Source organism: Bordetella genomosp. 8, assembly GCF_002119685.1.
In the GTDB taxonomy this organism is placed as follows: Bacteria; Pseudomonadota; Gammaproteobacteria; order Burkholderiales; family Burkholderiaceae_B; genus Bordetella_C.
Genome location: NZ_CP021108.1, coordinates 2,429,457 through 2,444,490, shown reverse-complemented (window position 1 = coordinate 2,444,490; position 15,034 = coordinate 2,429,457). Strand labels below are relative to the sequence as shown.

The 15,034-nt window shown below is 68.0% G+C and carries 10 protein-coding genes and 1 pseudogene; 10 read left to right on the top strand and 1 reads right to left on the bottom strand.

The annotated features are described in order from the left end of the window. Positions 1-86: 86 nt before the first annotated feature. The 5 genes and pseudogenes from CAL12_RS11120 to CAL12_RS28680 all read left to right on the top strand — a co-directional run. Positions 87-1,073 (top strand): Bug family tripartite tricarboxylate transporter substrate binding protein, encoded by a 987-nt coding sequence (locus CAL12_RS11120; protein ID WP_086064530.1) that lies wholly within the window; start codon positions 87-89, stop codon positions 1,071-1,073. 7 nt (positions 1,074-1,080) lie between these two features. Continuing rightward, the gene (locus tag CAL12_RS11115) at positions 1,081-2,628 is read left to right on the top strand and encodes a M81 family metallopeptidase (RefSeq protein ID WP_086064529.1); all 1,548 of its coding nucleotides are present in this window, start codon (positions 1,081-1,083) and stop codon (positions 2,626-2,628) included. A 3-nt stretch (positions 2,629-2,631) separates the two neighbouring features. Then, complete coding sequence (locus CAL12_RS11110; protein WP_086064528.1) at positions 2,632-3,801, top strand: DSD1 family PLP-dependent enzyme; 1,170 nt, start codon at positions 2,632-2,634, stop codon at positions 3,799-3,801. Between the two features lie 180 nt (positions 3,802-3,981). Beyond that, entirely contained in the window at positions 3,982-5,253 is a 1,272-nt protein-coding gene (oxlT, locus tag CAL12_RS11105) for an oxalate/formate MFS antiporter (protein WP_086064527.1), read from the top strand. A gap of 123 nt (positions 5,254-5,376) precedes the next feature. Beyond that, positions 5,377-6,015: pseudogene (locus CAL12_RS28680) on the top strand (4'-phosphopantetheinyl transferase family protein); the annotation flags it as partial. A gap of 107 nt (positions 6,016-6,122) precedes the next feature. Here the strand turns inward: CAL12_RS28680 and CAL12_RS11095 are convergent. Further along, a complete protein-coding gene (locus CAL12_RS11095) occupies positions 6,123-7,781 on the bottom strand; it encodes a cyclic peptide export ABC transporter (protein ID WP_086067822.1) in 1,659 nt (552 codons plus the stop codon). A gap of 235 nt (positions 7,782-8,016) precedes the next feature. Here CAL12_RS11095 and fhuF point away from each other — a divergent pair, with 235 nt between their 5' ends. The 5 genes from fhuF (at position 8,017) to CAL12_RS11070 (ending at position 15,034) form a co-directional block, all read left to right on the top strand. Further along, entirely contained in the window at positions 8,017-8,814 is a 798-nt protein-coding gene (gene fhuF / locus CAL12_RS11090) for a siderophore-iron reductase FhuF (RefSeq protein WP_086064525.1), read from the top strand. Positions 8,815-8,900: 86 nt separating this feature from the next. After that, the gene (locus CAL12_RS11085) at positions 8,901-9,848 is read left to right on the top strand and encodes a GNAT family N-acetyltransferase (RefSeq protein ID WP_086064524.1); all 948 of its coding nucleotides are present in this window, start codon (positions 8,901-8,903) and stop codon (positions 9,846-9,848) included. 10 nt (positions 9,849-9,858) lie between these two features. After that, positions 9,859-11,199 carry a lysine N(6)-hydroxylase/L-ornithine N(5)-oxygenase family protein gene (locus CAL12_RS11080; RefSeq protein ID WP_086064523.1) on the top strand — a complete coding sequence of 447 codons (1,341 nt, stop codon included), beginning with the start codon at positions 9,859-9,861 and terminating at the stop codon, positions 11,197-11,199. Between the two features lie 22 nt (positions 11,200-11,221). Next, complete coding sequence (locus CAL12_RS11075) at positions 11,222-12,784, top strand: diaminobutyrate--2-oxoglutarate transaminase family protein (RefSeq protein ID WP_086064522.1); 1,563 nt, start codon at positions 11,222-11,224, stop codon at positions 12,782-12,784. Between the two features lie 48 nt (positions 12,785-12,832). After that, the gene (locus CAL12_RS11070; RefSeq protein WP_086064521.1) at positions 12,833-15,034 is read left to right on the top strand and encodes a TonB-dependent siderophore receptor; all 2,202 of its coding nucleotides are present in this window, start codon (positions 12,833-12,835) and stop codon (positions 15,032-15,034) included.

Genomic DNA, 15,034 nt, shown 5'->3' with positions numbered 1-15,034 from the left:
GTGATTTACCTCATTGCCCCTGGCGGACAGGCGTCGACGTCCATGGCCGCTCTCCCAGCGGGGCCTCGTTTCCAACCGGAGCTCGTATGCGACGTACCCTTGCCCATGCCCTATCCGCGCTGCTCGCCAGCGGCGCACTGGCTTCCGCGGCCCATGCCGCCGATACCGATTGGCCGAAGCGGCCGGTGACGGTGATCGTCGCGTCGGCGGCGGGCGGATCGGCCGACGTGCTCAGCCGCATCGTGCTGAAGCACGTGGCCGAGGATACCGGCGCCAACTTCGTGATCGAGAACCGGCCGGGCGCCGCGGGAAACATCGGCATGAGCCAGGTCAAGCGCGCCGCGCCCGACGGTTACACGCTGGGCTACGGGAACATCAATACGCTGGCGGTCAACCCCGCGCTGTTCAACAAGCTGCCCTACGACGCCGCCAGGGATTTCGCGCCGGTGGGCCAGATGTTCGCCGTCTATAACCTGCTGGTGGTGCGCGGCGATTCACCCATCCACAGCGTGGACGACCTGATCGCGCAGGCCAGACGCGAGCCCGGCAAGCTTTCCTATGGCGCGGCCGGCATCGGCAGCAGCGGCCAGATGGCGGGCGAACTGTTCAAGCAGATGGCCGGCGTCGACGTGATGTTCATCCCTTACAACGGCGACCCCGCTTCGCTGTCCGACCTGGCCGGCGGCCGCCTGGACTACACTTTTACGAACGCCTCCGTGGCCTACCCGCTGGTAAGAAGCGGCAAGCTGCGCGCGCTGGCGATCACCAGCAAACAGCGCGTGCCGCTGTTTCCCGACATGCCGACGCTGGACGAGCTGGGCCTGAAGGGCTATGAGAACGTGTCATGGGGCGGGCTGGTGTTTCCCACCGGCACGCCGCAACCCATCATCGATCGCCTGTCGCAGTCGCTGCAGAAGGTATTGGTCAGCGATACGCTGAAGCAGGACCTGGCCAATGCCAGCGCGTCGCCCGGCACGCCGGGGACGCCGGCGGACTTCGCCCGCTTCATCGCCGCGGAGCAGCGCAAATGGGGCGACCTGATCACCGCCGCCCATATCGAAAAACAGGACTGACGCCGCCATGCCGCTACGCATCGCCCTGCTGGGCTTCGCCATCGAGTCGAACCGATACGCGCCGGTGTCCACGCGCGAGGACTTCGTGTCGCGCGCCTACCTGGCCGGCGATGAGCTGCTGCGCGACGCGCGCAGCCCCGCGCCGCGCATGACGCCGGAAATCCCCGCCTTCGTGCGGCGCATGGATGCGGCGGGCGACTGGACGCCGGTACCCATCCTGTTCGCCAACGCCGAATCGGGCGGTCCGGTGGAGCACGGCTTTTTCGCCGACACCCTGGCGCAGTTCGAAACCAGGCTGCGCGCCGCCCTGCCCGTGGACGCCGTGTACATCTGCGAGCATGGCGCGGCCATCACGACGGAAGAAGACGATCCCGACGGCCTGGTCTTCGAAACGGTGCGCCGCATCGTCGGCCCCGCCATTCCCATCGTCGCGACGGTCGACCTGCATGCCAATGTCTCCGACCGCATGGTCGATCAGGTCGACACCCTGATTTCCTATCGCCGCAATCCGCACATCGATATGGCCGAACGCGGCGCCGAGGCCGCCGACGTGCTGCGCGAGCTGGTAGCCGGCCTGCGCGTCCAGGTGGCGCATGTACGCATGCCCGTGTGCGCACCGCCCACGCAGCTGCTGACCGCGCCCGGCACGGGACCTTACGCCGACATGATCCAGAAAGCCGAAGCGCTGGACGACGACCGCATCGTCAACATTTCCGCGGTGGGTGGTTTCGCCTATGGCGATACGCCGAAGAACGGAATGACGGTGCTGGTCACGACGCGCGGCGATGCCGACCTGGCGCGCCGTCTCGCGCTCGATCTCGTCACGCCGGCATGGCGCGACCGCGCGGCTTTCTTTCCCCGGTTGACGTCGCTGGAAGACGCGGTTGCATTGTCGGTCTCCGCGGGCAAGGACGTCGCGCTCGATGCGGTCCTGCTGGCCGACGTGGCCGACAACCCGGGCGGCGGCGCGCGCGGCAACACGCCGTATCTGTTGCAGGCCTTGATCCAGGCCGACGCGCAGGGCGTGATCGCCGGCGTCATCACCGACCCCGAACTGGCCGCGGATGCCCACGCGGCGGGCGTCGGCAAGGCCTTGCGCGCGCGCTTCAATCGCAGCGAGACCACGAAATATTCCGATCCCTTCGAGGCCGACGCGACCGTCGTCGCGCTGCGTGACGGCAAGGGCGTGGGAAGGCGCGGACAACTGGCCGGATGCAGCTACGACCTGGGACCGTCGGCGCTGATCGCGGTGGGAGGCGTGCGTATCGTCGTCATCACCCACCGCCATCAATGCCACGAGCCCACCTTCTTCGAGATGTTCGGGCTGGACATCGGCGCGGCGCGCACCGTTGTGGTCAAATCGCGCGGCCACTTCCGTGCCGCCTTCGATGAATTCTTTCCGCCCGAGCGCATCTACAGCGTGGATGCGCCGGGCCTGACCTCCCCCATACTGTCGCGCTTCGACTTCCGCCGCCTGCCGCGGCCGGTCGTGCCGCTGGACCCTGATACCGAATGGACGCCCGCGGTGCGGATGCGCCCTGCCATGGAGACATGATCGATGACCCTGACGAACACCGACGCGGGCAACACCCGCCTGCTACGGGACCAGGAAACGCCCAGCCTGGTGCTGGACGAGCGTCTCATGACCGCGAACATACGGCGCATGCGCGAACGTGCGCATGCGCTGGGCGTGCAACTGCGCCCGCATCTGAAAACGCCGAAATCGATCGATGTCGCGCGCCGCATCATGGATACGCCGGAAGGCCCGGCCACCGTATCCACCCTGCAGGAAGCGGAGCAATTCGCGCAGGCCGGCGTGCGCGACATCCTGTATGCGGTGGGCATCGCGCCCAACAAGCTGGACCGTGTCGTGGCGCTGCGCCGGCAAGGCGTGGACCTGACCATCGTGGTCGACAGCGTCGAAGGCGCGCAGGCCGTGGCGCGGAAATCGCGGGACAGCGGCATGCGCATCCCCTGCCTGATCGAACTCGATACCGACGGCCATCGGGCGGGCGTGGCGCCGGACCAGACCGATCGCCTGCTGGCGATCGGCCGCGCCTTGCATGAAGAAGGCGCGGAGCTGCGCGGGGTGATGACGCATGCCGGCGAATCCTACAACTGCACGAGCACGCAAGCCATCGAAGCGATGGCCGAACAGGAACGTGGTGGCGCCGTGGCATGCGCGCAGGCCTTGCGCGATGCCGGCCTGCCTTGCCCGGTGGTCAGCGTGGGATCCACGCCCACGGCACTGTTCAGCCGCGACCTGAGCGGCGTGACGGAACTGCGCGCCGGCGTGTTCGTTTTCTTCGATCTGTTCATGGCCGGGCTGGGCGTATGCAGCCAGGACGACATCGCGTTGAGCGTCCTGACCACCGTCATCGGCCATCAGGAAGACAAGGGCTGGATACTCGTCGACGCCGGCTGGATGGCGATGTCGCGCGACCGCGGTACGGCCAGGCAGAAGGTGGACCAATACTACGGCGTGGTCTGCGATATCGCCGGCAAGCCTTATCCGGACCTGGTGATGCGCGAAACCAACCAGGAGCAGGGCATACTCGCCTTGCGCCCGGGCAGTACCGCCACCCTGCCCGACCTGCCGCTGGGCGCCATGGTGCGCGTGCTGCCGAACCATGCCTGCGCGACAGGCGCGCAGCATGACAGCTACCACGTCATCCAGGACGACTCGGGCCGGGTGGCCGCCCACTGGCCGCGCTTCCGCGGCTGGTAGGAGCCGGCCGCCGCGACGGCCGGCGGCGCACCATGCGTGGGCATGGGCGCACCATCTCGCGCCACGTCGCGGGGCGCCGACTGTGCAGGCAAGCTATGGCGCTCGGGTAGACCGGCGCCGTGCACCTGGCACAGGCTTTGCATGGGATCACCTCCAGACCAACCGGCCTGGAGCCCCATCATGAGCGTATCCGCAGAAGCCGCACTCGATAGTTCCAAAGGTATCCTGAGCAACCGCTGGACCCAATTACTGCTTGGACTGGTCTGCATGATGGCCATTTCGAGTCCGCAGTACGTCTGGACGCTGTTCACCAAACCGCTGTCCGCCAAGCTGGGCGTGCCGCTGTCCGAACTGCAGGTCACCTTCTCGCTGCTGATCGTGCTGCAGACTTTCTTTTCGCCGTTCCAGGGCAGCCTGATCGACCGCTTCGGTCCGCGCAGGCTGATCGCGCTGGGTACGCTGATGTCCGGCTGCAGTTGGATCCTGGCGGCGTCGGCGGGCAGCATCGGCATGCTGTACCTGACCTATGGCGTGGTGGGCGGCCTGGGGACCGGCATCGTCTATGTCGGCGTGGTCGGCCTGATGGTGCGCTGGTTCCCCGACCGCCGCGGCTTCGCCGCCGGCATGGTCGCGGCCGGATACGGGATGGGTGCGATCCTGACCACCTTTCCCATCGCTGGCGCCCTGGCGGACAGCGGGCTCGAAAACACCTTGTGGCGCTTCGGCGCCCTGTTCGCGGTGATCGGCGTGATCGCCGCGCAAGGCTTGCGGTCGCCTGGCGACGCGCCGGCGGCGGCGCTGCTGTCGCGGCTGGGCGGGTTGGGTAGCTCGGCGCGCGACCTCGCGCCGCGCGACATGCTGAAGCAGCCGTTGTTCTGGTTGATGTTCGCGATGATGACCATGATGTCGACGTCCGGCCTGATGGTGACGTCGCAGATGGCGAGCTTCGCGCGCGATTTCGGTGTTGCCGATCTGATCGTGTTCGGCATGGCGGCGCTGCCGCTGGCGCTGACGGTGGATCGCCTGACCAATGGCCTGACGCGGCCCTTCTTCGGCTGGGTATCCGATAGGTTCGGACGCGAGAACACCATGTTCATGGCCTTCGCGCTGGAGGGCATCGCCATGGCGGTGTGGTTGGCGACGCGCGAACATCCCCTGCTTTTCGTGTTGTTGTCGGGCGTGGTGTTTTTCGGCTGGGGAGAAATCTTCTCGCTGTTCCCGTCCACCTTGACGGATACGTTCGGCACGCGCCACGCCACGGCGAATTATGGCTGGCTGTATATCTCGCAGGGCATAGGCTCGATCCTGGGCGGTCCGCTGGCGGCATTGCTGCACGAGAAGACCGCCAGCTGGCATCCCGTCTTCTACTCCGCGATCGTGCTGGATATCCTGGCGGCCTTGCTGGCGATCGCGGTGCTCAAGCCGGCGCGCAGGAAGTACCTGGCGCGCTGACGCCACGGTAGGCACCGGCCGCCGCGGCGCCATGCGCATCGCCGCAGCGGGCGCCGCACCACGATCGCCGCACTGCAATCGGCGCACTACAATCGGTGCATCGACATCGACGCGGCGAACGGCGTGCCAAGCGAACACCCCACCGGGCGGCCCGGCACGGAGCCCGCCCCCCTCACCCGCCTTGCGATTTCCCGTGCGCCCCCCGACCTGCGGCTATGGCGCCTGGACCTGGACCTGCAAGCGCCCCTGCCCACGAGCGCACTGGCTTTGCTGGATGACGCGGAACAGGCGCGCCTGGATCGCTTCCACCGGCATGAGGACAAGGCCCGCTTCGCGCTGACCCGGGCGGCCTTGAAGCGTCTGCTCGCGGGCGATGACGCGGACGCGTCGATACGCTTCGATTACACGCCGGCGGGCCGGCCGGTGTGGCGCGATGCGAACGTGCATTTCAACGTGGCGCATTCCGGCGCGCTGGCCTTGATCGCGCTGTCGGAACGGCGCGCGGTCGGCGTGGACGTGGAATGGCGGACGGAAGTGGACGTCGACGCGCTGTCGGCCATCGTGCTCACGCCAGGCGAGCGCGCGACCCTGCAAGCCTGCGCGGCGCAGGCCAGGCGTGACGCGTTCTATCGGTATTGGGTGTGCAAGGAAGCCGCGTTGAAGGCTACGGGCCAGGGGATCGCGGAAGCCTTGCAGCGCATCGAGGTGCTTGCCGACGACGTGGATGCCGACACACGCGGCGACGCAAGCCGAGACACACGACGCGACTCACGACACGAAACACGACGCATACGATGCGTGGATGCCGGCATGGATGACGCGCGCCTGCTGGCATCGCTGGAACTGCGGCTGTTGCCGCTGCCCGCTGCCTATACCGGCGCCGTGGCCTGGGCATCGCGCGACGGTGCCGCCGCTGCCGGTACCGGCGGCGGGCCTTCCGACAAGCGGCCGTTTTCCATCTTCAACAGGCGGTCGGCGACATCGAAATAGCGGTCGTCGTGCGAGATCACCAATACCGTCTTGCCGCGCGCCCGCAGCTCCGGCAGCAGCTCCAGGTAGAACACCTGCTTGAACACCGGATCCTGATCGGCCGCCCATTCGTCGAACACCAGGAAGGGCCGGTCCTCCAGGTAGGCCGCCACCAGCGCCAGGCGCTTGCGCTGGCCCTGTGACAACGCGCGCGTGTCGAAGGCGCCATCGCGCACCTGCACCTTGTGTTGCAGGTGCAGCCTGGCCAGCCAGCCATTGGCATCGCTGTCCAGCGTATCCCGCGGCGCTTCCAGCAGGCGGTCGAACAGATGGAAGTCGGAAAAAATGGCAGTAAAGGCCTGGCGATACCGGTCGCGGCTGGCGTCGTCGACCGGCACGCCGTCGTACAGGACTTGGCCGCCCTCCGGCCGATAGAGTCCGGTCAGCAGCTTGGCCAACGTGGTCTTGCCGCTGCCGTTGCCGCCGACCAGGAAGACGATCTCGCCCGGCGCCAGCGTCAGGTCGATCGGACCCAGCGCGAAAAAATAGTCGCTCTGTTCGTGATAGTAGCGATGCAGGACGCCGCGCAGCTCCACGCGCGCGGCGGCCGGCGGCGGGGCCTGGATGGCGGAAGGCTCGTTGGCGGCCAGGTCGTCGGTCAATTCGGCGATGCGCCGCGCCGCCACCTTGGCCAGGTTGGCGCGCGGGATGTTCAGCAGCAGGGCTTCGAGCGGCGCCACCATGTAAAGGAACAGCAGGGCGAAACCCGTCATGACGCGTTGCTGGTCGGGCTCGCCCGCCGCCAGCACGAACAACACCAGCCCGATGAAGGCATAGATCAGGAAGCTGCTCCAGCTGGCCGACACCACGAAGATGGACATGCCGCGCGTGCGCGCCCGGCGCACGGCTTCGATGGCGGCGTTCAGCATGCCGGACAGGAAGGCCTGGCGTTTGGCGGCGTTCAACCGCAATTCCTTGGCGCCGCCGCTGATCGCGCGGAAATGGCCGAACAGCGCGTCCTGGTGGCGCGAGGCGGACTCCAGGTGGCGGATGGCCCGCAGGTGCGCCAGGTGATATCCCAGGGAGCCCAGCCCGACCACCAGCAGCGCGGCCAGGAAGACCGGCCATGACAGCATGGCCATGTAGACCAGGCATCCTGCCACGATGACCGTATTCGTCAGGATGGCGGGCAGGCTGACGAAATACTGCGCCACGTTGGCGCTGTGCTCGGTCAGCGCCGACTGCAGGCGATCGGCGCCCACGCGTTCCTGCGCGGCGTAGTCGGCATGCACGGCCCGCTCGGCGATATGGCGGCGCAGGTCCGCGTGCGTGCGCTGGCTGAGCCGCTCGAACAGCAATGCGGCGGCCATGCGGAAAACCATGACGAGCACGGCGGTCAGGGCGAAGCGCCATGCCAGCTGCGCGCGGTCGGCGGCGGTCGCGGTCAGGGCGATGTTGATCTGGGCGACCAGCAGGACGCTGGCCGCGCCCGCGCCTATGCTGGCCAGCGTCGCCAGCGCCAGCAGGCCGCGGGTTTTCACGAGCAGCTGTTTGATCAAGCGGGCCACCTGCCGAATGGGACGTCCATGCCAAGGTGACGATCCAGGGGCGGGGAGATTTAGCTCGCCGCCATGTCGGCCCCCGGGCCGGAGGGTCCCCGTATCGCGCCGGAGCTCGACGTCGCCTTCGCATGCCGGTGCCGGCGGGCACTAAATTTTTGTCGCCCCCATTCGTCTGCATGGATATGCGGTACGCCAGCCCCCATCCTCTTCCCGCCACGACATCCGCGCCGATGTGCCGCACCGCCTGATTCCATCCCTGGTCCCCCTGTATGCCGCCGGCCTGGGGCGCCATGCGCGCCGCGTGGTCCTGCACGTCGGCGCCGGGCACGGGTCGGGCGCCGACGGCGTGCCCGGGACGGCGAGCGGGCCCACCCTGGCCCAGATTCTGGCCGACCCGCATGCCCTGCCCCGCCTGCTGGACGCCCAGGCCCGCCATTTCGGCAGCACGGACCGGATGGCGGTCGCCGCCGTGTGGAGCCTGGGATATTTCGAACACCTGATCCCGCCGGTCGCCGCGGCCGCGAGCGTGCTGGGCCGCGTGCTGCCTGTCGGCGCGGCCGAGATTTCGCCCCGCTGGTCGCGTGATGGCGCGGCCTGGCGCTTTGCCGTCCCGCACGACGGCACACCCATGGCCGGCGCGCCCACGCTGCGGCGCTACACGGTGCTGCTGGACCAGCACGTGCATCCGCTGGTCGAGGCCCTGGCCGTCCATGCACGCCTGCCGCGCGGCATCGCCTGGGGCAATGTTGCACGCTTCCTGGATATGACGCTGTCGCGGCTGGGCCAGGCCATGCCCGGCATCGCCACCATCGGCCCGGACCGTCGCCAGTTGCTGGACGCGCCGCACTTCGGCGACGGAACGCCCAACCCGCTCTACCGCCCCATCCGTCACGCCACGCGGGACGACGGCGTACGCGTCACGCTGCTGCGCCGCTGCTGCCTGTATTACCGCCTGCCCGGCCACGGCTACTGCGACGCCTGCCCCCTGGCGCCTTGCAACCGCCGGACCTCCGCCGCCGTGCCGGACTAAACAGCAACCTTTCTCATTCGTCTCCAGAGAGTACATGCCCGGGCCGGCGCGCCGGGGCGGCGACCCCCTACGCAGGAAGCGCATCGATGGAGCAGATCAGGGATCAGGCAGGAACGCCGCGGCTGGCATGGCCCGCGTCGGGCAGCGCCGCGCCGTCCTTCGACCAGATGCTCGCCGCCGCCGAAGCGGCTTTCGCGCACAATCCGCTGGCCGACGCCGTGGCGCTGGACGCGCCGCTCCCCTACCTGGAACGCCTGCGCCTGCAAGGCCTGCTGGACACGACGAGCGCCGCGCCGCGCCTGGCCGCCGCCGCGTTCTACCAGTACGCCCCGATATGGCTGGGCGATCGCCCGCTCCAGCCGTTTCCCCTGCGCTACACGATGACCCAGGGCTACCGGCATCCGCTGCGCCCGCCCAAGCCGGCGGGGGTGGTGTATCGACGTCACATCCCGTGGCTGGACGCGACGCTGTCCCTGCGCGCCGCCAGCGCCGACCTGGACGCCGCGCGGCTGAACCGCTGGATGAACGACCCGCACGTGGCGGCCTTCTGGCAGGAAGAAGGCGACCTGGAAAAACACCGTGACTACCTGCGCCGTGGCGCCGAGGATCCGCACACGCTGGCCTTGATCGCCTGCGTGGACAACGTGCCTTTCGGCTATTTCGAAACCTATTGGGCCAAGGAAGACCGCATCGCGCCCTTCTGCGACGCGCGCGATCATGACCGCGGCTGGCACGTGCTGATCGGCGAGCCGGCGTTCCGCGGGGCGCGTTACGTGGCGGCGTGGCTGCCGTCGATCTCCCATTACCTGTTCCTGGACGACGCGCGTACCCAGCGCCTCGTCATCGAACCGCGCATCGACAACATGCGCATGCTGCGCAACCTGGCGCGCAGCGGCTATGCATTGGAGAAGGCCTTCGATTTTCCGCACAAGCGCGCGATGCTGGGCACGCTGTCGCGCGAACGGTTCTTCGCGGAACGTTTCTGGATACCCAGGGGACCGGCCGGCGAATGCGTCGCTGCGCCGGCAAGCTGAACGGGACGACATGCACGTACACGATCTGATCGGTATCGGTTTCGGACCTTCGAACATCGCGCTGGCCATCGCGCTGGAGGAGCATCATGGACGCGGCGCGCCGGTCCGCGCCCCCGCGGGGCAGCCGGCGGGCCCGTTGCCAGGCGGGCCGCTGTTCATCGAGAAGCAGCCGCGCTTCGCCTGGCATCCGGACATGATGCTGGAAGGCGCGCACATGCAGATCTCCTTCCTGAAGGACCTGGTGACGCTGCGCAATCCGGCCAGCCCTTATTCCTTCCTGAGCTATCTGCACGACAAGGGCCGCCTGCAGGACTTCATCAACCTGAAGACCTTCTTTCCCAGCCGCCAGGAGTTCAACGACTACCTGGCCTGGGCCGCCGGCCATTTCGACCATTGCTGCACCTACGGCGAGCAGGTGCTGGACGTGCAGCCCGAATCCGCCCACGGCGTCGTCGAGCTGCTGCGCGTGCGGTCGCTGGCCGCCGACGGCCGGCCGCGCGAGCGCCTGGCGCGCAACCTGGTGATCAGCGTGGGAGGACGCGCGCACATACCCGAGGTCTTTACCGGGGTGTTGGGGGATGGGCGGGTCTTCCACACCAGCACCTACCTTTCCGGACTGGCCCGGCAGCCACGATTGGATCGCATCGCGGTGGTGGGGGCCGGCCAGAGCGCCGCGGAAATCTTCATGCACCTGCACGAACATCCGGCGCGGCCGCGCGTGGACATGCTGATCCGCGGCCACACCATACGGCCGTCCGACGACAGTCCCTTCGTCAATGAAGTGTTCAACGCGGAACACACGGACTACCTGTATACGCGGCCGGATGCGGACCGGGCCGCCCTGCTGGCGCAGACGCGACACACCAATTACTCCGCGCCCGACCTGGAATTGATCGAGCGCATCTACGAAGTGCTCTACCAGCAGAAGGTGCGCCGCGAGTCCCGCCATCGCTTGCTGCGGCGGCGCGAAGTGACGGCCGTGCACGCCGACGATGACGGCGTTTCCCTGGTGTTGCGCGACCTGGACGACGGCACGCGCGACACGCTGCGCTACGACGCCGTGGTGCTGGCCACCGGCTACGAACGCGACCAGCACCGCCAGCTGCTGGCGCCGCTGGACGGGTACCTGCACGGTTATGCACCCGATCGCCAATACCGTCTGCGCGGCGATGAAAGGCTGCGCCCGGCGATCTATGTGCAAGGCGGCAGCGAAGCCACGCACGGGATCAGCGACAGCCTGCTTTCCATCCTGGCGATCCGTTCCTGGGAGATCGGCGCGGCCCTGCGGCGCACGGATGCCGCGCCGGCCGCCGGACACCCGCGCGCGGCGCGCGCCGCGTTGACCTCCTGACCGATAGCGCGAGGCACAGACCATGGCTTATTCCCACACGGCGGTAGCGACGGAAACCGAACTGGCGCGGCGCCACGATCCCCTGGCGCGGCCGTATCAGCTGGGCGACAACGCCTTGCTGCGCTACCAGGCCGGACACGAGTCCAATGCGCGCAGCTACCCGCGGCGGCTGCCGCTGGCATTGCGGCGCGCCAAGGGCATCTACGTGGAGGACGTGGAAGGCCGGGTGTTCATCGACTGCCTGGCCGGCGCCGGCGCGCTGGCGCTGGGACACAACCACCCAGCCGTGCTGGAGGCCATCGGACAGGCGCTGCGCGACGACGCACCCATGCTGACGCTGGACCTGACCACGCCGGTGAAAGACCGCTTCATGCGCGATCTGTTCGATACGCTGCCGCCCGCCTTCGCCCGCGACGCCCGCGTGCAGTTCTGCGGCCCGGCCGGCACGGACGCCGTGGAAGCGGCGCTGAAGCTGGTGAAAAGCGCGACGGGGCGTGCGGACGTACTGGCGTTCCAGGGCGCGTATCACGGCATGACGCAAGGCGCGCTGCAACTGATGGGCAACCTGCAGCCCAAGCGTTCCTTGAACACACCCCTGGCCGGTGTCCAGTTCCTGCCGTACCCCTACGACTATCGCTGCCCGTTCGGATTGCGAGGCGAGGCCGGCGTGCGGGCCGGCCTGAACTACATCGGCTCGGTGCTGAACGACCCGGAAGGCGGTGTGCCCAGGCCGGCCGGCATGATCCTGGAAGCCGTGCAGGGCGAAGGCGGGGTGATCCCCGCGCCGGCATCATGGCTGCAAGGCGTACGCGCGCTGACGGCGGCCGCGGACGTGCCGCTGATCGCCGACGAGATCCAGAGCGGCTTCGGCCGCACGGGCAAGACCTTCGCCTTCGAACATGCGGACATCGTGCCGGACGCCATCGTGCTATCCAAGGCGATAGGCGGCGGCCTGCCGCTGGCGGTGGTCGTCTATCGCAAGGAGCTGGACCTGTGGAGCGGCGGCACGCACGCCGGCACGTTCCGCGGCAACCAGCTGGCGATGGCGGCGGGATCGGCCACCATGCGCGTGCTGCGCGCGGAACCGCTGGCGGAGCACGCCGGTGCCATGGGGCTGCGCCTGCTGGGCCTGCTGCGGCAACTGCAGCGCGACGTGCCGCAGATAGGCGACGTGCGGGGATGCGGCCTGATGGTGGGCGTTGAGCTGGTGCGGCCCGATGCCGATGCGCGCGGCCCGAGGGCGGACGTCGCCGTAGGCCCGGTGGATACCGTTGACGCGGCGGACGCGGCTGCTTCCGGTCTTGGCGCGACGCTGCGGGCGGCGCCTCCCGCGCATCCCACGCTGGCCGGTGCGGTGCAGGCGGAATGCCTGCGGCGCGGGCTGATCGTCGAGCTGGGCGGCCGGCACGGCAGCGTGGTGCGCTTCCTGCCGCCGCTGATCATCTCAGAAGCCCAGATCGACCGGGTCTTCGACATCTTTTCCCTGTCCGTACGCGCGGCGCTGTCGGCGCCGGCGAACGTGATGGGCACACCGGCCCCGGCGCAGATCGCCGCCGGGCCGCCGGCACTCGCTCCCGCGGTCTGACGCCGGCTCCGCCGGCAAGTCCAGGGGATTCTTCACACTACGACCATTATGAAAAAACAAAACAAAACGCTGCTGACCGGGGTTCTTTCCTTTCCTTTTCGACGACCGCTGCTAGGTACTTCCTTGCTGTTGGGGCTGGGCGCAACGGCAGCCGTCCAGGCGCAACAGGCACCACAGACGCAACAGGGGAAACAGGCGCAGCAGGCGCCGGCCGCGTCGACCACCACCCTCCCGGTGGTCAACGTCACCGGCTCGGCGCAGAACCCGGTGACCGGGCCGACCAGCGGCTACGTCGCCACCGACTCGATGACGGGCTCCAAGACCAATACGCCGCTGAGCGAGATCCCGCAGTCCATATCGGTCGTGACCCAGCAGGAAATGCGCGACCGCAATGACCTGAGCGTCGCCCAGGCGGTGCAGTACGTGCCGGGCGTGCAGGTCAACAATTTCGGCGGCAACGATGTCCGCAACGACTGGATCGTGCTGCGCGGCTTCGACGCCAAGATCAGCGGCGACTATCGCGACGGCCTGAGCCAGATGCCGTATGACCAGATCCGCATGCGCATGGATCCTTATGCGCTGGAGCGCATCGACGTAATCCGCGGCCCGTCTTCCGTGCTGTACGGCCAGGTGGCGCCGGGCGGCATCGTCAACCGGGTGACCAAGCGGCCGACGGCCGAGCCCTTCGGCGACATCGGGATCCAGTTCGGCAGCTGGGACCGCCAGCAGGCGCAGTTCGACCTGGGCGGTCCCATCGACAAGGACGGCAAGTACCTGTACCGCCTGACCGGCATCTGGCGCGACGCGGGCACGCAGGACAAATACGGCTCCGGCCATCGCTACCCCGATGACCTGGGCTATATCGCGCCGGCCTTCACCTGGCAGCCAGACGCCGACACGTCCTTCACGCTGCTGACGAACTGGCAGCACGACCGCACCGGCGGCGAGTCGCGGCCGGTCTATCCCACGCACACGCTGGTGGGCGACTACGACTTCAACAAGTACGATCGCGAGCAGTATTCGATCGGCTACCAGTTCTCGCATCGCTTCAATTCGCTGCTGACCGTGCGCCAGAATGCCCGCTACCAGAAGGGCTGGCTGGACCAGCGCGACCTGTACGCGCTGCGCATGCTGCCTGACGGCCATACGATCAGCCGCTACGCCCTGGCATCCAAGGAAAGCGCGGACAGTTTCGTGGTTGACAACCAGGCGGAATGGAAATTCCAGACCGGCCCTGCCGCCCATACGCTGCTGACCGGCATCGACTACCAGTTCCTGGACGGACAGCAACACTACCGCCAGGGCACGGCGCCCCCGCTGGACCTGGACAATCCGCAGTACGGGCTGAATATCCCGTATCCGTCGGACGCCGGCAGCATCATCGACCTGAAGCAGGTCAGCCGCCAGATGGGCCTGTACGTACAGGACCAGGTCAAGCTCGACAAGTGGATCCTGACGCTGGGCGGCCGGCAGGACTGGGCGCGCAGCAACAGCCAGGACAGGCTGGCCGGCGACGCCACGCGGCAGGACGACGATGCGTTCACCGGGCGCGCGGGGCTGGGCTACCAGTTCGACAATGGCGTCGTCCCCTACGTCAGCTACAGCACGTCCTTCCTGCCACAGGCGGGCGCGACCAAGGACAGCACGCCGTTCCGGCCGACCAAGGGCGAGCAGTACGAAGTGGGCGTCAAGTACCAGCCGCCGGGCGGCAACAGCTATGTGGCCGTGGCGGTATACGACCTGACCCAGAAGAACGTGCTGACCACCGACCCGACGGACGTCAACTTCAGCGTGCAGACCGGCAAGATCCGCTCGCGCGGCGTGGAATTGGAAGGCAAGGCCAACCTGACGCGCAACCTGGACCTGCTGGCTTCCTATACCTTCAACGATATCCGCGTGAAAAGCAGCAACAACCCGGCAGAGGAAGGCAACATCCCCATCGTGACGCCGGAGCACATGGCGTCGGCATGGCTGAACTACACCTTGCCTTCCGGCCTGCTGCGCGGGCTGGGCATGGGCGCGGGGGTACGGTACATCGGCAAGACCTACGCGGACGTCGCCAACACCATCACCAACGACGACGCGGTGCTGTTCGATGCCGGCCTGCACTACGAGATCCGCGGCTGGCGGCTGGGGCTGAACGTCATCAACCTGTTCAACAAGGAGACCATCGTATGCCGCAACAACACGCTGAACTGCCGCTACGGGCAGGAACGCACGTTCGTCGGCACCTTGTCGTACAGCTGGTAG